The following is a 20,138-nucleotide window of genomic DNA, read 5'->3' on the forward strand; positions in this document are numbered from 1 at the left end:
GAGCGGATGCCTCGTTCGCCAGCCACGCCTTCTTCTGCCTCCAGCCAGTCACAGCCCTTGTTCTGGCGTGACCCGGCCTTGCCCTTCCTGGAAATCCGTACCGTACAGGACGGGCGGCAGGTGTGTTACGCCCGTCACTCGCACGAGCATTTTTCCATTGGTGCCATCACTGGTGGTGTCAGCACTTACCTGAGCCTGCAAGACCGCTATCAGGTGGCGCATGGCAGCGTGGTGCTGATGAATCCGGGTGAGGTGCATGCCTGTAATCCGATTGCCAATCAGGCATGGTCCTACCACATGCTGTATGTGGATACCGCCTGGCTGGCGCAACTGCAAGTGGAACTCGGGCTGAGTGCCAATCAGGATTTCCATTGTTTTTCCCCGCGCTTGAGCGAGGATGCACGCCTGTTTGGCGAACTGCAGCAACTGGTGGCTACTTGCCGGACCCCGGATATGGCCCTGCTTGGCAAGCAGGAGGCGGCCACAAGCTTCTTTGCGCAGTTGCACAGCCGCTTGCACACCGTGATGCCGGACAGCACGGAGCAGCACCGGCGCTTGCAACGGGTGGCTGAGTTCATTGACGACCAATACGCCAGTGACCTGCGGCTGGAAGACATCTGCGCCGCGTCCTCCTTATCTGCTTCTTATCTGATTCGCGCCTTCCGCCAGCGCTATCACATGACGCCGCATGAATATCTGCTGGACCGGCGCATCCGGCGCGGCAAGACACTGCTGCGTAGTGGCCAGTCCATCGCCCAGGTCGCGCAGACCCTGGGCTTTGCCGACCAGGCCCACTTCCAGCGCACCTTCAAGCGGCTGGTGGCGGCTACGCCCGGTCAGTACTGTCGCAGCAGCGGCTGAATCACTCCAGTAGCAAGTAGAGCGCGCTGCCAGCCAGCAGCAAGGACAACAGGCGGTTGAACAGCCGCACATGCCTGGGCTCGCGCAAATACGGCTGCAAGCGCGCTCCCGCCCATGCCCAGCAGGCAATCGACCCGTAGCAGATGACAAAATAAATGGCGGCAAAACGCCATACCAGCAGTGTGTCACCCTGGCTGGCAAATGCCCCCATGCCGGCCAACGAAGCCAGCCAGGCCTTGGGATTCAGCCACTGCATCAGTGCGCCCTGGCGAAACGAGGGTCGCTGGCTGCTGGTGTGCAGTTCGCCATTATCCCGGGCCAGTTTCCAGGCCAGATACAGCAAAAACGCGACCCCGGCATACTGGATCAGCCGGGCAGCGGCAGGCAGTCCGTCCAGCAGTTCGGCAAGACCAAGGCCGGTCAGCAGAAACAGCAGGGTAAAGCCGATGGTGGCACCACTGACATGGCGCAGGCTGGGCAGGAAGCCATGGCTGACGCCACAGCCGAAAGCCACGATATTCACCGGACCGGGTGAGATGGAAGCGGCCAGCGCAAAGGCGGCCATGGAGAGCAGGACTTGCATGTCTATCCTCGACAGGTGGGAACAGTCTGAGAAGATAGAGCGCCAGTTGCGTCCGGTATTGAAGAAAATTGCCCACTGCATGGGGTAAGGACAACTGCGGCAGGCAAGAAAAAAGGATGCCGGAGCATCCCTTTTTGTCTGCCAGAGGGCAGGGTGTTACTGCTGGATCTTGGCCTGGGCCTTCAGGTCCCCAACGAATTTCTCGATGCGGGCACCCATGATGCGCTGGGTCAGCTGCGGACGGGCATCGTCCAGCGACGGCACGTTGCGTTCGGTGCGGACGTCGTCCAGCTTGATCACGTGCCAGCCAAACTGGGTTTTCACCGGCTTGGCAGTAACCTGGCCCTTGCTCAGCTTGGCCATGGCGTCAGAGAATTCCGGCACGAAAGTGCCAGCTTCCTGCCAGCCCAGATCGCCACCATTACCCTTGCTGCCCGGGTCCTTGGACTTTTCCTTGGCCAGTTGGTCGAAAGCCTTGCCCTTGCGCAGGGCTTCGATCACCGCCTTGGCTTCGGCTTCGCTGCCTACCAGGATGTGGCGGGCGTGGTATTGCTTGGTTTCCGGTACCGATGCAACCAGCTTGTCGTATTCGGCTTTCAGTTGTTCATCCGTTACCGGGTTGGCTTTCTGGAAGTCGCGGATTACGCGGTTGGCCAGGGCCATGGCTTCCATGTTCTGCAGCTCGGCCTTGAATTCCGGCGTCTTGTCCAGACCCTTCTTCACGGCTTCCTGACGCAGTACTTCGGCGGTGATCAGTTGATCCTTCACCATGTCCTTGGTCTTGTCGTCAGCAGCCTGGCCTTGGGAGGCCATCATCTGTACCACGGCGTCGATACGCGCCTGGGAGATCTCATTGCCATTCACGGACGGGCCGGCAGCGAGGACGGCAGTGGTGCTCAGGGCGGCCAGCAGGGCGCTTGCCAGCAAAGTCTTGCGCATATTGTATTTCCTGTTGTTACGACGGGGTGGTGTTACTGGATTTTCGCCTTGCTGCGCAAATCATCCACTGCCTTGGCAATGGCTTCTTCCTGCAGCTGACGCTCGATTTGCGGCTTTACCTCAGCCAGCGGCGGCAGTTTGGCATCGCGGATGTCTTCTACCTTGAAGATGATCCAGCCTACGCGGGTCTGCATCGGCTTGCTGCTGAACTGACCCTTTTTCAGGTCTTTCAGGATGTCAGCCAGTTGCGGCTCCATGCGTGCGAGATTACCCCAGCCCATGTCACCGCCATTTTGCTTGGCTGCCGGGTCCAGCGAGCGGGTTTTGGCCAGCTCGTCAAACTTGGCACCCTTTTTCAGGCTGTCGATGATCTTCAGTGCATCGGCTTCGCTGCCAACGGTAATCTGGCGGGCGTGGATGTCCTTGGTACCGGCAAACTTGCTTTGGGTCTGGTTGTAGCGTTCTTGCAGCTGGGCATCAGTGATCGGGATGTTCTTTACCAGATCGGCAAACAGCGCTTCACGCAGCATGTCCTGACGCACTTCTTCCATGCGCTTGATGAAGGCCGGTTGCTGGTCCAGCTTGCGGTTCTGCGCTTCTTGCAGAATCACTTCACGGTTGATCAGGGTGTCTTTCACCTGCTGACGCAGGGCAGGGGAATCCTGCACATTGCCATTGCTGTTCTGTACGACAACGGCCACAGCGTTGTCCAGGTCGGTCTTGTCGATGGACTTGCCATTGACGGTGGCAATGGATTCGGCCAGAGCCGGAACACTGATGGTTGCAGCCAGCAGCAAGGCAGCGATGTGGTTCTTTTTCATTGACGGTTCTTCCTCGGAATCAAAGTTCTTCAGGTGTCAGTGCGCGGATGGCCAGCGCATGCACCCGGGTTTTCATCAGATCGCCCAGCGTCGCGTAGACCAGGCGGTGACGGGCGACGCTGTTCAGACCGGCAAAACGGGTGGAGACAATCAGGACATCGTAATGACCGCCGCCCGAACGCGCACCGGCATGGCCGGCATGTGCCGCGCTGTCGTCATGGATTTCCAGATGTTCCGGGGCCAGCTGCTGCAAGGCGGCCTGCAGCAGTGCGACGGTATCGCTCATGCCGGGAATACCTTGCGGAAGGGCTTCACTTCCACCGCGGCGTAAACGCCGGCGGCAACATAGGGGTCGGCATCGGCCCAGTTGCGGGCTTCTTCCAGGCTGGCAAATTCGGCCACGATCAGGCTGCCGGTAAAACCGGCGCTGCCCGGGTCCACGCTGTCGATGGCCGGGCAGGGGCCAGCCAGTACCAGGCGGCCCTGTTCCTGCAAGGCGGACAGACGGGCCAGATGTTCTGGACGTGCAGCAAGACGCTTTTCCAGGGAGCCGGGGTGATCCTGGCCGCTGATGATATACAGCATTATTTCTTTTCCTCGATGTATTTGGACAGGAACAGGCTTTGCGCAATGACGAACACCACCATCAGGCCCAGACTGCCAAACAGTTTGAAGCTCAGCCAGATTTCGCGGCTGAAATTGAAAGCCACATACAGATTGAGTGCGCCCATGGAGGCAAAAAACACGGCCCAGGCATAGGCCAGCTTGCGCCAGATGGCCTGCGGCAGCTGGATTTGCTCACCCATCAGCAGTTTCAGACCGTTCTTGCCCATGAAGTCACTCACCAGCAAGGCGATGGCCATCAGCCAGTACAGCACGGTGAATTTCCAGATGATGAACAGGTCGTTGTGGGAAATCACGGTAGCCGCACCCAGCACCACGCTGAGGACCAGGTTGATCCATTGCATGGCATCCACCTTGCGGTGCTTGAACCAGGTCCAGGCAAACAGCAGGGCGGTTGCTGCCACCAGAACCTTGGTGGCCAGGAACATGTCGTGGGTAATCAGGTAACTGCCGAAGAACAGGGCTACCGGAAGGAAGTCGGATAAGAATTTCATGCGGCTGATTATGGGGGCAGCCTGCCTGTTATACAAGACAGGGGCAGGCTGCGAAAATGACATAAGTGTTAACGATTGCTTTGCTTGACCACGCTGAGCGCCGTGGCCACCAGCGAGCTGACATCCGCCACATTGGCCGGCAGGATGACGGTATTGTTCTGCTTGGCCAGTTGGGCAAAGGCGGCAACATACTGCTCTGCCACCTTGAGGTTGACTGCTTCGATACCGCCGTCCACCTTCACTGCCTCGGCGACACGCCGCACTGCGTCTGCCGTGGCATCGGCCACCAGGCGCAATGCCTCGGCTTCACCCTGTGCCTTGTTGATGGCAGCCTGCTTGTTGCCTTCCGAGTTATTGATGGTGGCCTGCATTTCGCCCTGGGACTTCTGGATGGCAGCTTCACGCGCACCGTTGGCCAGGTTGATCTGCTCCATCTTCACCCCTTCGGACTGGGCAATGCGGGCGCGCTTTTCCCGCTCGGCGGTAATCTGTGCCTGCATCGAATGCAGGATGTCCTGCGGCGGCACCAGGTCCTTGATTTCATAGCGCAGCACCTTCACCCCCCAGTTGATGGCGGCTTCATCCAGCGAGGCCACCACGATCTGGTTGATCTCATCACGCTCTTCGAAGGTCTTGTCCAGCTCCATCTTGCCGATTACCGAGCGCAAGGTGGTTTGCGACAGCTGGGTGATGGCCAGCAGGTAGTCGCTGGTGCCGTAGGAAGCGCGTTGCGGGTCGGTTACCTGGAAATACAGGATGCCGTCCACTTTCAGCTGGGTATTGTCGCGGGTGATGCAGATCTGGCTGGGGACATCCAGCGGTACTTCTTTCAGACTGTGCTTGTAGGCCAGCCGGTCGATGAAGGGGATGAGGATGTTCAGCCCCGGCGTCAAGGTGGCGTGATAGCGGCCCAGCCGCTCCACGATATAGGCATGCTGTTGCGGTACCACCTTGACCGACTTGATGATGAAGATCACCACGGCAGCAAACAGGACAATGACGAATTCCATGATTATCGGCTTTCTTGTTGTGGGGTGGTAAGGAGCAGTACATTGCCGTCGCGACCGGCGATGGCGGCGCTGTCACCCGGCGCCAGCGCGCTGGCATCTTGTGCACGGGCCTGCCATTCGGTACCGCGATAATGCACACGCAGGTTTTGCTTGTCGATCCGGCTGATTACGCGTACCAGCTGGCCGATGTCCGGGTCGTCCGGGACTGCCTTGCCTGGCAGCGCAGCAGGTGGCTGTCGTTTGCGCCAGCGGCTTACCGCCACCACACCGGCAATGCCGCCCAGACTGGCCAGTGTCCAGCACAGTGCCTCACTGCCGCCCAGCAGGCTGGCAACGCCACCGGCGGCCAGCGCCACCGCGATGACCAGCAAGTAGAACGTGCCGGACATGAATTCGGCCATCAACGCCAGCAATGCGCCGACCAGCCACAGGGTAGGAGTCAAGGTTAGCCTGCTTTCATGACGAAAGATTAGGCATTCTCATGCCGAAACGGGTCCAAGACAACTGCTTTCAGCGGTGGTCCGGGTCGGGAAGGGTAGCGCGCAAGGCGACAGCTTGCGCTGGATCAAGCCAGTACTTTTCCAGTGCCAGCCAGCAGGCTTCCAGCAGCAGGGTCAGGCAGATCAGTAGCAGGTTCATCGCATGACTCCCGGAGGGTTGAACGGTTAATGGCGCACGCTGGCGGGAAAGCACGCTACCATGCGCTAATGACTAAGACTTCAGGACAGGTATAAATGTTTCAATTGGCAGCCCCTGTTGCTGCAGAAATCGAAATCAAAAAAAGCCGCTTTCTTGCCTTTGTGTACCCGGTTTCCCGGCGTGAAGAAGCCATGCAGCATCTCGATGCACTGCGCGCCCGCTATCCCGATGCCCGTCATTACTGTGCAGTACTGCTTGTGGATGGCGACTCTATGCTGGATGACGATGGCGAGCCTTCCGGTACGGCGGCCCGTCCCATGTATAACGTACTGATGCACAAGCAATTGCATAATGTGCTGGCCGTGGTGGTGCGCTATTTTGGTGGCGTCAAGCTGGGTGCCGGTGGCCTGGTACGGGCGTATACCCAGGCTCTGAACGAAGCGCTGCTGCTGTCGCAAGCGGTGCCGGTGGTGGTGATGACACAATGCCGTGCCCGTATTGCCTTTGCGGACGAGGCACGCTTTCGCCGCCATTGCGAAGCCTTGCAGATTGCCGTGCTGTCTGCCGACTATGGTGAACAGGTAGAACTGAGCCTCAGCCTGCCTCAAAGCCAGTGCACCAGCCTGCAAATGCGCTTGCACGACCTGTTGGCCGGTGAGGTATATTTCATGACGCACGAAAATTAATCTCGCTGCCGGAGTGGTATCTGCATTTCCGGTGTAGCGGTCCATCACAGTATTCAGGCCGGCTTGTCTGGCCAAGCGGGGAGAATGACATGTCGCAGCAGCAATACCGTCTGGTGACGCGCAGTGATTTTGACGGCCTGGTGTGTGCCGTGCTGTTGAATGAGCTGGGTATGGTGAATGACATCAAGTTTGTCCATCCCAAGGACATGCAGGATGGCAAGATTGAAATCACCGAGCGGGACATCACCACCAACCTGCCGTATGTGCCGGGTGCGTATCTGGCGTTCGACCACCATTTTTCTGAAACCCTGCGCAACGAGCAGCATGCCAATCACATCATCGACCCGGCCGCGCCTTCCGCAGCCCGCGTGGTGTACGACCATTTTGGTGGCAAGCAGGCCTTTCCGCGTATCAGTGACGAAATGATGGCGGCGGTGGACAAGGCCGACTCTGCCCAGTTCTCCCGCGAAGAAATCCTCAACCCCACCGGCTGGGTGCTGCTCAATTACCTGATGGATGCGCGAACCGGTCTTGGCCGCTTCCGTAATTTCACCGTCAGCAACTATCAGCTGATGATGGATTTGATCGGCTATTGCCGCGACCACAGCATCGAGGAGATCCTGGCCTTGCCGGATGTGAAGGAGCGGGTGGACCTGTACATGCAGTATCAGGACCAGGCGCGCGAACAGATCGCCCGTTGTGCCAAGGTGCATGGCAACCTGGTGCTGCTGAACCTGTTGCTGGAGGAAACCATTTACCCGGCCAACCGCTTCCTGGTGTACGCCATGTACCCGGAATGCAATATTTCCATCCACATGATGTGGGGCCTGAACAAGCAGAACATCGTGTTTGCCACCGGCAAATCCATCATCGACCGCAGCAGCCGTACCAATGTCGGCGCGCTGATGTTGCAATACGGCGGTGGTGGCCATGAAGCCGCCGGGACGTGCCAGGTCAGCGTGGATCAATACGAAGATATTCGCGACGAGCTGATTTCGCGCATTCGCGCACAGGGTTGATGTCTCCCGAACCATGAAAAAGCCGCCATCTTGGCGGCTTTTTGCTATCCGGGATGGCGCGCTGTTACAGCGTCTTGAGCAGTTCCAGTGCCTGGTGCAGGTCGTCACATACCGCCAGCGCTCCCGTGGTCTGGTGGGCTTGCGGTTTCACCATGTCCGGCACCAGGATCACCCGCATGCCGGCGGCCAGTCCGGCTTGCATGCCGGTGAGCGAATCCTCCAGCACCACGCAATGCTGCGGATCGATCTGCAGTCTGCTTGCCGCAGCCAGGTAGACATCGGGCGCCGGTTTGGTGTTGGCCACTTCATCGCCGGCGACAGTGTGGTGGAAATAAGGGCCAAGGCCGCTGCGACGCAGTTTCAGGTCACACATCTGGCGCTGGGTGGAGGTGGCCACGGCGCGTGGCAGTTCCCGGCTTTCCACCCAGTCCAGCACCTCGATGATGCCGCTCTTGAGCTTCAGCTCGCCATGGGTCAGCAGTTCGCGATAGTGATGACGGCAATGCTGGCTGAGTGTTTCTGCCAGCGTGCGGTCCTGAAAGTGCTGGGCCACATAGTCCAGGCTTTTGGTGACCGACAGGCCCACCATGCCCAGGATCACCGCTTCGGGAATCTCCACGCCCACCTCGTCAGCGGCGCGCAGCCAGGATTGGCCGCTGATGCTTTCGGTGTCGATCATCAGCCCGTCCATGTCGAACAGGATGGCTTGCATGCTTGGTTTCATTGGTTTGCTTTCCTCCGGCGTGTCAGCCTAATGCGGCAGGCAGCTGCCTGCAAGGGTAATGACTCTGGTATAGTGGTTCATCACCAAGCAATCGGGGGTCTGTGTGCAGTCTGTGCTGGTAGCGAATCCCAAGGGCGGGAGCGGCAAGTCCACTCTAGCCACCAACCTGGCTGGTTACTTTGCCAGTTCCGGCCGCAATGTCATGCTGGGCGACGTGGATCGCCAGCAATCTTCCTTGCGCTGGTTGCAGCAACGCGCTGACAGCCTGCCGCGCATTCAGGGCTGGGAAGTGGCAGCAGGAGCTCCGGCCAAGCCGCCCAAGGGCACCGAAGTGGTCATTCTGGACAGTGGTGCCGGTCTGCATGGCAAGAAAATGGCGGCGCTGGTGTCCCGGGTCGAACGCATCCTGATTCCGATTCAACCTTCCCCTTTCGATATGTGGGCCAGTGGCGAGTTTTTCGAACAATTGCTGGCGGAAAAAGCGGTACGCAAGAACAAGGTATTCATGGCGGTGGTGGGCATGCGGGTGGACCCGCGCACCCGCTCGGCAAAAGAGCTGGAACGCTTTCTGGCCGAACATGATGTGCCGGTGCTCAGCTGGTTGCGTGACACCCAGTTATACGTTCAGGCGGCCGCATCGGGCATGACCTTGTTCGATCTGCCTGAGTCGCGAACCAGAAAAGACCGCGAAGCCTGGCAGCCCATCCTGAGCTGGCTGGGTGAGCAGGATGAATCCTGCTGGTTTGATAAATAAATCTTCACGTGAAGCATTTATCTCTTGACGTGAAGATATTGCCGGCGTAGAGTCAGCCGGTAATTGCGTGCGAGCCAACAGAACGGCGGCGCAGGAGAATCCGTAAGCGGGAGCCCATGTGGCTCCCGCTTTTTATTGGGGCCCCTGCATTTTTATCGTCTACAGCCTGAAGGGAATACTTGCATGATGAATACCGAACTGAACTATGGCGACGTGTACCTCGTCCCGAGAAAAACCATTGTCGACAGCCGCAAGGAATGCGATACCTCGGTTCAATTCGGGCCGCGCCGTTTTGACATGCCCATCTACCCCTCCAACATGAAATCGGTGGTGGACGAAGAAACCTGCGAGGCTTTTGCCCGGCTGGGCTGGTTCTACACCATGCACCGCTTCAATGTGGATGCCTGCCGTTTTACCGCGGCCATGCAGGAGAAGGGCCTGTTTGCCTCCATCAGCGCCGGAGTCAACGAAGACACCCTGCAACAGCTGGCAGAACTGAAAGCCGCTGGCCTGACGCCGGAATACATCACCCTGGACGTGGCCAATGCCTGGTGCGTCAAGGCCGAGCGCATGATCAAGCATATCAAGGACACTTTCCCGGGTAGCTTCCTGATTGGCGGCAATATTGCCACGGCCGATGCCGCTCGCGACCTGGAAAGCTGGGGCTGCGATGCCATCAAGGCAGGCATTGCCGGTGGCCGGGTCTGCATCACCAAGAACAAGACCGGCTTTCACCGCCCGATGGTTTCCACCGTGCGTGACTGCGCAGCAGCTGTCAGCGTGCCGGTGATTGCCGATGGCGGCATTGTGGAGCATGGCGACATGGCCAAGGCCCTGGCCTGCGGCGCCAGCATGATCATGGCCGGTTCGCTGTTTGCCGGCTATGACGAATCGGCGGGAGAGATTGTCGAAATCAACGGCAAGCATTACAAGGAATACTTTGGCAGCGCCTCGCAGTTCAACAAGGGTGCCTATGTCAATGTGGAAGGCAAGAAGATTCTGGTGGAGTACAAGGGCAGCATTGGCAAACTGCTGCGTGAACTGAAAGAGGATCTTCAGTCGTCGGTCAGCTATGCCGGCGGCCGCGATCTGTCAGCCTTGCGTGATGTCCAGATGATCCAGGTTTATCGCTGAGAACCGGGAAAGAACATTCATTGCAACAGCCCGCATTTTGCGGGCTTTTTCATGTGCAAATGGATTGGTAAATAGTGGTGGCTTGCATATTCTGAAGAGTGGCTTTGTTGTTAGAATAGTGGGATTCAACTGAATCTTACAAATAATTAAAACTATCAAAAGAACACTCATCAAATGAAGATCAATCTGCCGGTTACCACCAACGAACTGATGGTCGACCCTGTCAATCCCATCGTCACCAAGACCGATGTAAAAGGCAGCATCACCTACGCCAACCGGGCATTCATCGACATCAGTGGTTTTACCGAAGACGAGCTGCTGGGTAAAAACCACAATATCGTGCGCCACCCGGACATGCCGCCATCCGCATTTGCCGATCTGTGGGACACGGTAAAGACAGGCAAGCCCTGGCGCGGCATTGTGAAAAACCGGGCCAAAAATGGCGATTTCTACTGGGTGGAGGCCTATGTCACACCCATCACCGAACATGGCCGTATCGTGGGTTACATGTCGGTGCGCTCGCGCCCGAGCCGACAGGATGTCGACGCCGCAGCCGCCCTGTATCGTCAGGTACAGGACAAGAAGGCTACTCTGCCGTCCACGCTGCAACGCTATGCGCGCCAGCCGGATGTCTTCAAGCTGGCACCGGTGTTCTCGCTGGTTGGTTTGTTGCTGGCCATTGTGTCCTTTTTCCTGCCGGACTCCATCAGTGCCATCCGCGAAATGACGGGCATTGCCGGATGCCTGCTGGCCCTGGGTGCCGGGGTATGGGCCTGGGTGCGCTTGCGCGCGGTGCTGGGCGTGCTGGATCAACGTTTTCAGGATTTGCAGGAAGGCCGGCTGGATCAGGCGGTCGAGGCCCGTGAAGGCGGCCTGGCAGGCAAGGTGTTGTCCTCGATGGAGGCGCTGCGCATTCACTATCGTGCCACCATTGCCGATGTGATGCGCGCCAGCCAATACACCAAACAGCAGGCGCACGGTTTGCTGGATGACATGCACGCGCTGGCTTCGCGCTCGGTGGAGCAGCGCGAAGGGCTGAACCAGATCAGTCATAATATGGAATCGCTCAGCGTGGCCATTCAGGACGTGGTGCAACTGGCCGAGCATAACCAGCAGGATTCACAGCATACCCAGCGCGTGGCACGCGAGGGACGGCAGACCATGGATGCCGCCACCACAGCTGCTGAGCGGGCTGTTTCGGTGGTATCGCGGTCACGCACTGCCATGGTGGAACTGGACGAGGCGATGACACGGATTCGCAGCATGACGGCGCTGATCCGTGAAATTGCCGATCAGACCAATCTGCTGGCACTGAATGCAGCCATCGAAGCTGCCCGTGCCGGTGAAATGGGCCGTGGCTTTGCCGTGGTGGCCGATGAAGTACGCAAGCTGGCGGAACGCACTACCAATACCACCGATTCGATTGGCGGCATCGTCGAGGAAATCGGCAAGATCACCCATAGCGCGGTCAGCAGCATGGATGCCACGGTGGAGGAGGTGGGCGAGGTGAATGGCCAGATCCGCCTGTCATCCGGCAATCTGCAGGGCCTGATTGAAGCAGCCGAGCAATCCAGCCGTCAGGCAGCGCAACTGGCGCAGGAAATGGGCAGCAAGTCCGACTCCATCAATGTGATGGCCGCTGCACTGGAGCAGTTGAATGCCTTGTCGGAACAAGACCTCAATACCACTCATTCCATTGGTGAAAGTGCCAGTCATCTGGCGGAAACTTCGGTCGATCTGGCGCAACTGACCGATAACTTCAGCAAGTGGCACAAGCGCTAAGTATGTGATGTGCGTTACAAACGCCTGCCGCCGTGTGACGGGGCAGGCTTTTTTCATGCTTGTTCAGTCGGGCGGCGGGCAACCCAGATGGAGGTTTCCAGCTGCATGGCAATCTCGTCATGCTGGTTCAGCGTGGTCCAGCGCAATTGCACCACGCCGAATCCCGGTTTGCTACCGGAGGCTTTTTGCGCCAGCACTTCGATGGTTGCGCGCAAGGTGTCACCCGCACGGGTGGGCTGTGGCCAGCGCATGTCCTTGATCCCCATGCCGATCAAGCCATTGGCCACGTTTTTCAGCTCGCTGGCGGTAATCAGGCGCATGGTAAGGCTGCTGGTATGCCAGCCGGAGGCAGCCAGTCCGTCAAACACACTGGTTTTGGCGGCTTCCGGGTCGGTATGAAACGGCTGCGGGTCGAACTGGCGGGCAAAACTGATGATTTCGTCCTGTGTCAGCGTATGGCTGCCGGTTTCGAACCGGTGGCCCGGTGTCAGGTCTTCGAAGTAGAGCATGATGTGACGTTAACGTAAGTTGATGTCCCAGCATACGTGCTTGTTCCCTGACGGTCAAAAACAGTTACTGGGCCGGGTGGCTGCTGCCAACTCAGATGCGCAAGGCGGCAATCAGCTCGCTTTCCAGTGCCAGTACCGTTTTGTCGTCTTTCAGGCCGGGTCCGCTCACCAGGAAGGAGTCTTCCGCACGGCTGCCCAGGGTCATGATCTTGGCGGACTGCACGCTCAGCCGGTAGTCCGCCAGCACCTTGGCAATACGTGCCAGCAGTCCGGGACGGTCGCCAGCCACAATGGACAGCACGTAGAAGTTGTCCTTGTCGTCCGGGCGAATCAGCACCTGCGGCGCAATCGGGAAGTGCTTCAGGTGACGGCTGATGCGACCATTGGCCGGTGGCGGCGGCGGTGTTTCCAGCCGCAGGCATTCGGCCAGTTCGAATTCGATAAAGTTGATCATGTCGCGGTAATCCCCGTCGTGATGCTCGGGGATGAAGACATGGAAGGTATCCAGCGCGTAGCCGTGACGCGTGGTGTACACCTTGGCATCGGCAATGCTGTAGTTGGTGCGGCCAAAAAATGCGCAGGTGCGGGCAAACAGTTCCGGCTTGTCCGGGGTGTAGACCAGTACCTGGATGCCTTCGTGATCGTCCGACAGACGGGCGCGCACCATCGGCGTTTCAATATTGACGAAACGGTTGAGGATACGTGCATGCCAGGCAATTTCCTTGGCCTCGTGGCGCAGGAAGTACACCATGTCCAGCTGCGACCACAGCTTTTGCTCCACGCCGGCCGGAACCGCATAAAGGCGCAGCAGGCTGAGCGCCTGGGTTTTGCGCTCTTCCAGTTCCGAGTTCAGGTCCACCTCGCCGCCACGCAGCAGCACGCGCAGGGTGGCGTTGTACAGGTCTTCCAGCAGCTTGGCCTTCCAGGCATTCCACACCTTGGGGCTGGTGCCGCGGATGTCGGCTACCGACAGCAGGTATAGCGCCGCCAGGCGGCGCGGGGTTTGTGTCAGTTCGGCAAAACGCTGGATCACGTCCGGGTCGTAAATGTCCTGCTTCTGCGCAATGCTGGACATGGTCAGGTGCTGGCCTACCAGCCATACCACCAGCTCGGTGTCCTCGGCGGACAGTTCGTGCTGCTCGCAGAACTCGCGCGCATCCACCATGCCCAGCGTGGAGTGGTCTCCGCCACGCCCCTTGGCAATGTCATGAAACAGGCCGGCGACGTACAGCACTTCCGGTCGTTCGAAATCGTTGATCAGCCGCGACAGGAAGGGGTATTCGTGATTGAAGGCGCTGATGGCAAAGCGGCGCAGATTGCGCACCACCATCAGGATGTGTTCGTCCACGGTATACACGTGGAACAGGTCATGCTGCATCTGGCCGACAATGCGGCCAAAGCCGGGCAGATAACGCCCCAGCACGCCGTACAGATTCATGCGGCGCAGGCAGCGGGTGAGGCCGGGTTCGCGCAGCATCTGCATGAACAGGCGGCGGTTTTCCGGGTTCTTGCGGAAACGGTCGTTGATGTGGCTGCGGGCATGCCACAGGGCACGCAGCATGCGTGGCGCAAAACCGGTGAGTTCCGGGTTGCGTTGCAGCATGAAAAAAGCCTCCAGAATGGCCGAAGGCTCTTTTTCAAATACATCCGGCCGGCGGATGCCCAGCATGCCGTTGACCGAATAAAAGCGTTCGTTCAGGTTTTGCGTGATGCGTGGTACTTGCGAATAGAGGCGGGCACGCAGATTGGGCAGCAAAATGCCATTGAGCTGGCTGACGGTCTTGGCAGCACGGAAATACAGCTGCATCACTTGTTCGCTGGCGCGCTTGGCCGGGGTGTCCTGCAGGCCGAAGGCCAGGCCCATGCTTTGCTGCAGATCGAAAATCAGCCGGTCTTCGCGGCGTCGTGCCAGGATGTGAAGATCGATGCGCAGGCGTTGCAACTGGCGGTCGCTGTGGTGAATCAGCCGTGCTTCTGCCTGGGTCAGAATGCCGCGCTGTACCAGATCGCTCCAGTTTTCACCAAGACCAATGGCCTTGCTGATCCACAAGATGGTGTGCAGGTCGCGCAGGCCGCCCGGACTTTCCTTGATATTGGGTTCCAGATTGTTGGTCACGCCAAAGTGGCGGTTGTGGCGCTGCTGCTGTTCCAGCGTCTTGCCTTCGAAGAAGGCCAGCGGGTCGCGCTGACAGTCCAGGCGCTGAATCAGCTGCTGATAGGGCGTGGCAGCCCCGGCAATCAGCCGGTTTTCCAATAAGTTGGTTTCAATGGTGATGTCTGCGGCCGCCTCTTGGAGGCATTCCTCCGCCGTGCGTACGCTGTGCCCCACCTCCAGACCGATGTCCCACATGTGGCCGATCAGTGCGGCTACCTGCTCGGGCAGTTCTGCCGGGCTGACGGCGGGCAGCAATACCAGCACATCGATATCGGAACTGGGAAACAGCTGGCCACGGCCATAACCGCCGACGGCAATCATGCTGGCCTGTTCTCCCAGCCCGGCATGCTGCCACAACTGTTGCAGCACACGGTCCACCAGCTGGCTGTGCTGGCTCAGGTAGCGTTGCGGGTCGCGATGGGACCGGTACTGCTCCAGCAGGGCAGTCCGTTCCTGGGCCAGTTGCTTGCGCAGTGCCTGGGTCAGCTCGGCGGAGAGTGGTTCCATGTCAGCGTCTTTCCTGCTTCAGGATGATGGCGATACCGGCAAACAGAAACAGCAAGGTGGGCACCGTGGCGGAAATCACCGGGTTCCAGCTGTACAGCAAGCCCAGATGCCCGAACAGGCGGTTGATGAAATGGAAACCCACGCCCAGACAAATGCCGGAAAACAGTCGCACACCCAGCTGGCCATGGCGACGTTGCTGCGGGGTGAAGGCCAGTGCCACCAGGGCCATCGAGACACAGGCCAGCGGGTAGAACAGCTTGCTCCACAGCGCAATATCATAACGCTGGGTTTGCTGCTTGTTGGCGCTCAGGTGTTCGATGTACTTGATCAGGTTGAGTGCCGACATCTGTTCCGGCACCACCAGCAGCACGTTCAGGATGTCCGGTTCGATGATGGACGCCCATTGCGCCAGGGCCACGGTCTTGCTTTCCACATGGTCCGGGAACAGGCGGGTTTCCACCACATTGCTCAACTGCCATACATGGGCGTTGCGCTGGTAGCTGCCTCGCTCGGCATAGCGGGTGGTCACCAGCTGGTAGTTGTCGTCATAGGTATAAATGCGCACGCCAAGCAAGGTGGTGTCCGGCAGCATTTCGTGCACATTGATGAAGTTGTTGTTGTCCTTCACCCAGATGCCGGAGCGGAATTCCTGCGCCACCATCGAACGCATGGCCGACAGTTTCATGCGTTCGGCCTGCTGCAGCGCATAGGGACTGATGAACTCGCCCAGTGCTGTGGTGAGCACGGCAAAGCCCAGCCCGAACAGCAGCAGCGTGCGGGCAATCTGGCCCAGGGTGATGCCACAGGTGCGGATGACGGTGTATTCACTGGAGCTGGCCAGCTGCGTCATGGCCACCATGCCGCCAATCAGCACCGCCAGCGGCATCAGTTCGTAGGCGTGGCCAGGCGCTTGCAGCGCGATATAGCCCAGCATCTTGCCGATGGAGTAATTGCCATGGTTCAGGTCGGGCACTTCGTGAATGATGTCGAAGAAGCCATACAGACCCAGCAAGGCTGCCAGGGTAAACAGCGTGGACTGGGTCAGTGCGCTGATGATGTAGCGATAAATCAGTTTCATCTGGCTTCAGGGCTTGTTCAGGAAGTATTTCAGGGTCTGACGCACGGTATTGGCCGGACGGTCGCGATATTTGAGCAACAGCACGGCCAGGATCAGCACGATCACGTGAACGATCAGGATGCTGGCCATGCCCACCTTGCCCTGGGTAATCCAGTTACGTACCAGCGTCAGGCTGTTCTGGTACAGGAAGAATGCCAGCAAGGCCACCACCAGATTGTAGGCATGGCCGCTGCGCGGGTTGTAATAAGAGAGCGGAATGGCCAGCAAGGCCAGCACCAGACAGCTCAGCGGCATGGACAGGCGCCATACCAGTTCCGAGCGCAAGGCCGGGTCGCTGCTGCCGATCAGGCTGCCGGTACTTTGCGCCTGACGGTTGTTGGGCGGGGCGGCCAGTTTCTGGTTGGTGCCAATCAACACGCTGTAACGCTGGAAACTGCCCACCTCGTAGTCGGACTTGCCCGGTTCACCCACGTAGCGGCGGCCGTCTTCCAGCACCAGTACGCGTTCGTTGTCTTCATTCACCGAAATGTAGCCGCGCTTGGCAAAAATGCTGGACACTTTGCCCTCGCTCAAGTCCTGCATGAAGATGCGCGTGGCTGCGCCATGGTCGCCGCCATAGCTTTCAATGAAATACACCTTGCTACCGGAGCCGGTTTCCTTGAACACGCCCGGCGCGATGGCGCTGATTTCTTCCCGGCGCTTGAGGATTTCCGCATACACCTGGCTGCGCTCTTCCGCCCAGGGCGCGATGAACAGCGACACAATGCCCACCAGCAAGGCCAGCGGGATGGTAAAACGCATCACCGGCCACACCCAGTCACGCAAGGACAGGCCGGATGACAGCCAGACGGCCATTTCATGGTCGCGCCAGATACGGGTCATCACCACCAGTACGGTGACGAAAACGGTCAGAATCATCAGCAGGGGGAACAGACCCAGTGCCCAGAAGCCGATCAGCGCAGTGACGGCTTCGTTGGCGATTTGCCCCTCGGCCGCACGGCCAAGCAGGTTGATGGCCTGGGTCGAGAGAATGATGGCCAGCAGGACGACAAATACGCCCAGGGCGGTAAAAGTCAATTCTCGGGTCAGGCTTTTACGAAAAACCATTTATCAGTGCCTTTTTGACTTTTTATGACTAGCGTAGTGATAATTTGATTTGATAACTCTGAAACGCCGGTTTCGGCAAATTTCGGGATGGACGCAGCTTCTGTCTTTGCCTGCTACAGGCAGGGCCTTTAGGTAAGCCAGACATCGCTGGCAGCCTGCAGGAAGTGGAGCAACTGACACTCGCATTTCATGGGAGTACAAGATGGAATTTAACATAAAAAGCGGCAGCCCGGAAAAGCAGCGCGTTGCCTGCGTGATCGTGGGCGTCTATGAATCGCGCAAGCTCACCTTTGCTGCCGACTTGCTTGATCGCATCTCCAACGGTTTCATCAGCGACGTCATTCGTCGCGGTGACATGGAAGGCAAGCTGGGCAGCACGCTGATCCTGCATTCCGTGCCGCATACCCTGTGCGACCGTGTGATGCTGGTGGGTCTGGGCAAGGAACGCGACTTCCGCGCCAAGGAATACCGCGAGGCCGTGCGCAGCTCGGTGCGCAGCCTGACGCAGACTTCCGCCACCGAAGCGGTAAGCTACCTCACCGAACTGACCGTGAAAAAACACGATGTCGAATGGATGATCGAGCAAGCCACCGTGGTGACGCTGGACGTGCTCTATCGCTTCGACCGCTTCAAGAGCAAGCAGGACGACAGCGCCCGCGAGCCGCGCAAGCTCACGCTGGCCGTGCCGCGCCGCAGCGACCTGGCTGATGGCGAAAAAGGCCTGCTGCGCGGCCTGGCCATTGGCAATGGCATGAAACTGGCCAAGGACCTGGGCAACCTGCCGCCCAATGTCTGCACGCCTGCTTACCTGGCAGAAGAAGCCGAGCGCATTGCCGCAGAATTCGGCACCCAGGTGGAAATCTACGGCCAAAGCCAGCTGGAAGAACTGGGCCTGCATTCCTTCCTGTCGGTTGCCCGTGGCAGCGTGGTGGAGCCCAAGCTCATCGTGCTGCAATACCAGGGTGCCAAGGACAAGAACGACCGCCCGCTGGCGCTGGTGGGCAAGGGCATCACCTTTGACTCCGGCGGTATCTCGCTCAAGCCCGGTGAAGGCATGGACGAGATGAAATACGATATGTGCGGCGCAGCCTCGGTACTGGGTGCCTTCCGCGCGGCGGTGGAAATGAAGCTGCCGATCAATCTGGTGACGATTGTTCCGGCTTGCGAAAACATGCCGGCCGGCAATGCCGTCAAGCCCGGTGACATCATCACCAGCCTGTCCGGCCAGACCATCGAAGTGCTCAATACCGACGCAGAAGGCCGCCTGATCCTGTGTGATGCGCTGACCTTTGCCGAGCGCTTCAATCCGCAAACCGTGATTGACGTTGCCACCCTGACCGGTGCCTGCGTGATTGCGCTGGGCCATATCGCCACCGGCCTGTACAGCAATCAGGACAGCCTGGCGCGTGAACTGCTGGCGGCTGGCGAAGAAGTAGCCGACCGTGCCTGGCACATGCCCTTGTGGGATGAGTACCAGGAACAGCTCAAGAGCCCGTTTGCCGACATGGCCAATATCGGCGGGCGTCCGGGTGGCAGCATCACCGCCGCCTGCTTCCTGTCGCGTTTTGCCAAGGCTTATGACTGGGCACATCTGGATATCGCCGGCACTGCGTGGAAGAGTGGCAAGGACAAGGGCGCAACCGGTCGCCCGGTACCCTTGCTGGTTCAGTTCCTGCAAGACCGTGCCGACATCGCCCTGGGCAATGTCGTGCGCCGTGGCCGCCCGCGTCGTGAATCGCCTGAAATCGTAGAAGATGACGCGGATTGATTTCTATACCAATGTGGCCCAGCCGCAGGAGTTTGCCTGCAAGCTGGCCGCAACGGTATTCCGCAAGCGAGAGCGCCTGCTGGTCTGGCTGGAAGACGAGCGGGCGCTGGATACCTTCAGTAACCGGCTTTGGTGCATGGGTGATACCCAGTTCATCGCCCATTGCCGGATGGATTCTCCCGAAGCGGCCGAAACGCCGATCTGGCTGACCGCCAGTCTGCCGGCCGGTTTGCAGCACCCGGTATTGTTGAACCTGGGGCCGGAATTGCCGGTCGAGCCAGCGCAGTTTTCCCGTATCCTGGAAATCGTCGGTACCGATGAGCAGGCGCTGGCCACTGCGCGCCACCGCTTCAAGTCCTATCGCGCTCGCGGTTACGCCATTCAACATCATGACATGAGCCACAAGTGACCATGAACCAGTCGCCAACGCCTGATCTGCCCTCCTGGGACGAGCTGGACCTGCCCGTGCTGGACGAAGTGGTGGATGAAACCGCCATTCCCGTCCTGGCGGACGAAGTGCTGGATGTGCCGGATTTTGACTTTTCCAGCGAATTGGATGCCGCACACCGTGCCCTGTCTGCTCCGGCAGAAGGCGTGGCAGAACTGGATATTCCCGAGCTGACACTGGAAGACCTGGAGGTGGCAGCGCCGCCGGTCAGTGACAGCCCGGCGCTGGATCTGTCCGGCCTGCCTTCGCTGGACCTGAGCGAAGCGGCGGACGAGCTGGATCTGGGCCAGGTATTGCAGGGCAGCGACCCGCTGTCCCTGGCGGCCCCGCCTGCTGCGCAAAACTCACCGAAGCCCGAAGCACCCTTGATGGCGGTGGATGGCTTCGAGTTTGTGCTGGATGAGGCGGTGCCGGAATTACCTGCCGACAAGCCCGCCCAGCTGAATGCGACTGCGTCCGCCCCGCCAGCAGTTGCGACTATGCCGACAGCCATGCA

Annotated in this window: 22 protein-coding genes and 1 pseudogene; 9 read left to right on the top strand and 14 right to left on the bottom strand. The window is 59.2% G+C overall.

The window, feature by feature from the left end:
• The first annotated feature begins 6 nt into the window (after positions 1 to 6).
• On the top strand, positions 7 to 861 hold the full coding sequence (locus tag ACE3SE_RS01620; protein WP_374553528.1) for a helix-turn-helix transcriptional regulator: 855 nt from the start codon (positions 7 to 9) through the stop codon (positions 859 to 861).
• Between the two features lies 1 nt (position 862).
• Here the strand turns inward: ACE3SE_RS01620 and ACE3SE_RS01625 are convergent, their stop codons facing one another.
• The 9 genes from ACE3SE_RS01625 to ACE3SE_RS01665 form a co-directional block, all read right to left on the bottom strand.
• A complete protein-coding gene (locus ACE3SE_RS01625) occupies positions 863 to 1,444 on the bottom strand; it encodes a LysE family translocator (RefSeq protein WP_374553529.1) in 582 nt (193 codons plus the stop codon).
• 156 nt (positions 1,445 to 1,600) lie between these two features.
• Positions 1,601 to 2,383 (bottom strand): peptidylprolyl isomerase, encoded by a 783-nt coding sequence (locus ACE3SE_RS01630; protein ID WP_045845120.1) that lies wholly within the window; start codon positions 2,381 to 2,383, stop codon positions 1,601 to 1,603.
• 32 nt (positions 2,384 to 2,415) lie between these two features.
• Positions 2,416 to 3,204, bottom strand: a complete 789-nt coding sequence (locus ACE3SE_RS01635; RefSeq protein ID WP_045845119.1) for a peptidylprolyl isomerase — start codon at positions 3,202 to 3,204, stop codon at positions 2,416 to 2,418.
• A gap of 19 nt (positions 3,205 to 3,223) precedes the next feature.
• The gene (locus ACE3SE_RS01640) at positions 3,224 to 3,490 is read right to left on the bottom strand and encodes a BolA family protein (RefSeq protein ID WP_045845118.1); all 267 of its coding nucleotides are present in this window, start codon (positions 3,488 to 3,490) and stop codon (positions 3,224 to 3,226) included.
• Positions 3,487 to 3,789, bottom strand: a complete 303-nt coding sequence (locus tag ACE3SE_RS01645) for a YciI family protein (protein ID WP_045845117.1) — start codon at positions 3,787 to 3,789, stop codon at positions 3,487 to 3,489. Before ACE3SE_RS01645 ends, ACE3SE_RS01640 begins: the two co-directional genes overlap by 4 nt.
• Positions 3,789 to 4,322: a septation protein A gene (locus tag ACE3SE_RS01650; protein ID WP_045845116.1), complete on the bottom strand. Its 534-nt coding sequence runs from the start codon at positions 4,320 to 4,322 to the stop codon at positions 3,789 to 3,791. Before ACE3SE_RS01650 ends, ACE3SE_RS01645 begins: the two co-directional genes overlap by 1 nt.
• Before the next feature lie 68 nt (positions 4,323 to 4,390).
• Positions 4,391 to 5,332: an SPFH domain-containing protein gene (locus ACE3SE_RS01655; RefSeq protein WP_374553532.1), complete on the bottom strand. Its 942-nt coding sequence runs from the start codon at positions 5,330 to 5,332 to the stop codon at positions 4,391 to 4,393.
• 2 nt (positions 5,333 to 5,334) lie between these two features.
• Positions 5,335 to 5,775, bottom strand: coding sequence for an NfeD family protein (locus ACE3SE_RS01660; RefSeq protein WP_374553534.1), 441 nt, complete (start codon positions 5,773 to 5,775; stop codon positions 5,335 to 5,337).
• 67 nt (positions 5,776 to 5,842) lie between these two features.
• On the bottom strand, positions 5,843 to 5,971 hold the full coding sequence (locus ACE3SE_RS01665; RefSeq protein WP_255434146.1) for a hypothetical protein: 129 nt from the start codon (positions 5,969 to 5,971) through the stop codon (positions 5,843 to 5,845).
• A 95-nt stretch (positions 5,972 to 6,066) separates the two neighbouring features.
• Here ACE3SE_RS01665 and ACE3SE_RS01670 point away from each other — a divergent pair, with 95 nt between their 5' ends.
• Both ACE3SE_RS01670 and ACE3SE_RS01675 read left to right on the top strand, forming a co-directional pair.
• Complete coding sequence (locus ACE3SE_RS01670) at positions 6,067 to 6,657, top strand: IMPACT family protein (protein ID WP_374553536.1); 591 nt, start codon at positions 6,067 to 6,069, stop codon at positions 6,655 to 6,657.
• An 89-nt stretch (positions 6,658 to 6,746) separates the two neighbouring features.
• The gene (locus ACE3SE_RS01675) at positions 6,747 to 7,676 is read left to right on the top strand and encodes a hypothetical protein (protein WP_062789257.1); all 930 of its coding nucleotides are present in this window, start codon (positions 6,747 to 6,749) and stop codon (positions 7,674 to 7,676) included.
• Between the two features lie 64 nt (positions 7,677 to 7,740).
• Here ACE3SE_RS01675 and ACE3SE_RS01680 read toward each other — a convergent pair whose 3' ends face one another.
• Positions 7,741 to 8,400: an HAD family hydrolase gene (locus tag ACE3SE_RS01680; protein ID WP_045845112.1), complete on the bottom strand. Its 660-nt coding sequence runs from the start codon at positions 8,398 to 8,400 to the stop codon at positions 7,741 to 7,743.
• A gap of 103 nt (positions 8,401 to 8,503) precedes the next feature.
• On the opposite strand from ACE3SE_RS01680, the gene ACE3SE_RS01685 reads away from it, so the two are divergent.
• From ACE3SE_RS01685 to ACE3SE_RS01695, 3 genes are all read left to right on the top strand, one after another.
• A complete protein-coding gene (locus tag ACE3SE_RS01685; RefSeq protein ID WP_045845111.1) occupies positions 8,504 to 9,154 on the top strand; it encodes a ParA family protein in 651 nt (216 codons plus the stop codon).
• Between the two features lie 183 nt (positions 9,155 to 9,337).
• Positions 9,338 to 10,288 carry a GMP reductase gene (locus tag ACE3SE_RS01690; RefSeq protein WP_082086291.1) on the top strand — a complete coding sequence of 317 codons (951 nt, stop codon included), beginning with the start codon at positions 9,338 to 9,340 and terminating at the stop codon, positions 10,286 to 10,288.
• A 174-nt stretch (positions 10,289 to 10,462) separates the two neighbouring features.
• A complete protein-coding gene (locus ACE3SE_RS01695) occupies positions 10,463 to 12,070 on the top strand; it encodes a methyl-accepting chemotaxis protein (RefSeq protein WP_374553539.1) in 1,608 nt (535 codons plus the stop codon).
• Between the two features lie 53 nt (positions 12,071 to 12,123).
• On the opposite strand, the gene ACE3SE_RS01700 is transcribed toward ACE3SE_RS01695, so the two are convergent.
• From ACE3SE_RS01700 to lptF, 4 genes are all read right to left on the bottom strand, one after another.
• The gene (locus ACE3SE_RS01700) at positions 12,124 to 12,579 is read right to left on the bottom strand and encodes a MaoC family dehydratase (protein WP_374553541.1); all 456 of its coding nucleotides are present in this window, start codon (positions 12,577 to 12,579) and stop codon (positions 12,124 to 12,126) included.
• Positions 12,580 to 12,670: 91 nt separating this feature from the next.
• On the bottom strand, positions 12,671 to 15,241 hold the full coding sequence (locus tag ACE3SE_RS01705) for a [protein-PII] uridylyltransferase (RefSeq protein WP_131359407.1): 2,571 nt from the start codon (positions 15,239 to 15,241) through the stop codon (positions 12,671 to 12,673).
• Position 15,242: 1 nt separating this feature from the next.
• Positions 15,243 to 16,319 (bottom strand): LPS export ABC transporter permease LptG, encoded by a 1,077-nt coding sequence (lptG, locus tag ACE3SE_RS01710; protein ID WP_045845107.1) that lies wholly within the window; start codon positions 16,317 to 16,319, stop codon positions 15,243 to 15,245.
• Between the two features lie 6 nt (positions 16,320 to 16,325).
• Positions 16,326 to 17,426, bottom strand: coding sequence for an LPS export ABC transporter permease LptF (lptF, locus tag ACE3SE_RS01715; protein ID WP_045845106.1), 1,101 nt, complete (start codon positions 17,424 to 17,426; stop codon positions 16,326 to 16,328).
• A 202-nt stretch (positions 17,427 to 17,628) separates the two neighbouring features.
• On the opposite strand from lptF, the gene ACE3SE_RS01720 reads away from it, so the two are divergent.
• The 3 genes and pseudogenes from ACE3SE_RS01720 to ACE3SE_RS01730 form a co-directional block, all read left to right on the top strand.
• A complete protein-coding gene (locus ACE3SE_RS01720; protein WP_045845105.1) occupies positions 17,629 to 19,194 on the top strand; it encodes a leucyl aminopeptidase in 1,566 nt (521 codons plus the stop codon).
• Positions 19,181 to 19,603: a DNA polymerase III subunit chi gene (locus ACE3SE_RS01725; RefSeq protein ID WP_045845104.1), complete on the top strand. Its 423-nt coding sequence runs from the start codon at positions 19,181 to 19,183 to the stop codon at positions 19,601 to 19,603. The genes ACE3SE_RS01720 and ACE3SE_RS01725 overlap by 14 nt, the downstream gene beginning before the upstream one ends.
• A gap of 2 nt (positions 19,604 to 19,605) precedes the next feature.
• Positions 19,606 to 20,138, top strand: a pseudogene (locus tag ACE3SE_RS01730) (hypothetical protein); the annotation flags it as partial.

It is taken from the genome of Aquitalea pelogenes, from assembly GCF_041914625.1.
GTDB classification, from domain to species: Bacteria; Pseudomonadota; Gammaproteobacteria; order Burkholderiales; family Chromobacteriaceae; genus Aquitalea; species Aquitalea pelogenes.

What these genes read in the sequence shown, in the direction of transcription:
- ACE3SE_RS01620 (WP_374553528.1), top strand. Translation starts at nt 7, where the DNA reads ATGCCTCGTTCGCCAGCCACGCCTTCTTCTGCCTCCAGCCAGTCACAG.
- ACE3SE_RS01625 (WP_374553529.1), bottom strand. Translation starts at nt 1,444, where the DNA reads ATGCAAGTCCTGCTCTCCATGGCCGCCTTTGCGCTGGCCGCTTCCATC.
- ACE3SE_RS01630 (WP_045845120.1), bottom strand. Translation starts at nt 2,383, where the DNA reads ATGCGCAAGACTTTGCTGGCAAGCGCCCTGCTGGCCGCCCTGAGCACC.
- ACE3SE_RS01635 (WP_045845119.1), bottom strand. Translation starts at nt 3,204, where the DNA reads ATGAAAAAGAACCACATCGCTGCCTTGCTGCTGGCTGCAACCATCAGT.
- ACE3SE_RS01640 (WP_045845118.1), bottom strand. Translation starts at nt 3,490, where the DNA reads ATGAGCGATACCGTCGCACTGCTGCAGGCCGCCTTGCAGCAGCTGGCC.
- ACE3SE_RS01645 (WP_045845117.1), bottom strand. Translation starts at nt 3,789, where the DNA reads ATGCTGTATATCATCAGCGGCCAGGATCACCCCGGCTCCCTGGAAAAG.
- ACE3SE_RS01650 (WP_045845116.1), bottom strand. Translation starts at nt 4,322, where the DNA reads ATGAAATTCTTATCCGACTTCCTTCCGGTAGCCCTGTTCTTCGGCAGT.
- ACE3SE_RS01655 (WP_374553532.1), bottom strand. Translation starts at nt 5,332, where the DNA reads ATGGAATTCGTCATTGTCCTGTTTGCTGCCGTGGTGATCTTCATCATC.
- ACE3SE_RS01665 (WP_255434146.1), bottom strand. Translation starts at nt 5,971, where the DNA reads ATGAACCTGCTACTGATCTGCCTGACCCTGCTGCTGGAAGCCTGCTGG.
- ACE3SE_RS01670 (WP_374553536.1), top strand. Translation starts at nt 6,067, where the DNA reads ATGTTTCAATTGGCAGCCCCTGTTGCTGCAGAAATCGAAATCAAAAAA.
- ACE3SE_RS01675 (WP_062789257.1), top strand. Translation starts at nt 6,747, where the DNA reads ATGTCGCAGCAGCAATACCGTCTGGTGACGCGCAGTGATTTTGACGGC.
- ACE3SE_RS01680 (WP_045845112.1), bottom strand. Translation starts at nt 8,400, where the DNA reads ATGAAACCAAGCATGCAAGCCATCCTGTTCGACATGGACGGGCTGATG.
- ACE3SE_RS01690 (WP_082086291.1), top strand. Translation starts at nt 9,338, where the DNA reads ATGATGAATACCGAACTGAACTATGGCGACGTGTACCTCGTCCCGAGA.
- ACE3SE_RS01695 (WP_374553539.1), top strand. Translation starts at nt 10,463, where the DNA reads ATGAAGATCAATCTGCCGGTTACCACCAACGAACTGATGGTCGACCCT.
- ACE3SE_RS01700 (WP_374553541.1), bottom strand. Translation starts at nt 12,579, where the DNA reads ATGCTCTACTTCGAAGACCTGACACCGGGCCACCGGTTCGAAACCGGC.
- ACE3SE_RS01705 (WP_131359407.1), bottom strand. Translation starts at nt 15,241, where the DNA reads ATGGAACCACTCTCCGCCGAGCTGACCCAGGCACTGCGCAAGCAACTG.
- lptG (WP_045845107.1), bottom strand. Translation starts at nt 16,319, where the DNA reads ATGAAACTGATTTATCGCTACATCATCAGCGCACTGACCCAGTCCACG.
- lptF (WP_045845106.1), bottom strand. Translation starts at nt 17,426, where the DNA reads ATGGTTTTTCGTAAAAGCCTGACCCGAGAATTGACTTTTACCGCCCTG.
- ACE3SE_RS01720 (WP_045845105.1), top strand. Translation starts at nt 17,629, where the DNA reads ATGGAATTTAACATAAAAAGCGGCAGCCCGGAAAAGCAGCGCGTTGCC.
- ACE3SE_RS01725 (WP_045845104.1), top strand. Translation starts at nt 19,181, where the DNA reads ATGACGCGGATTGATTTCTATACCAATGTGGCCCAGCCGCAGGAGTTT.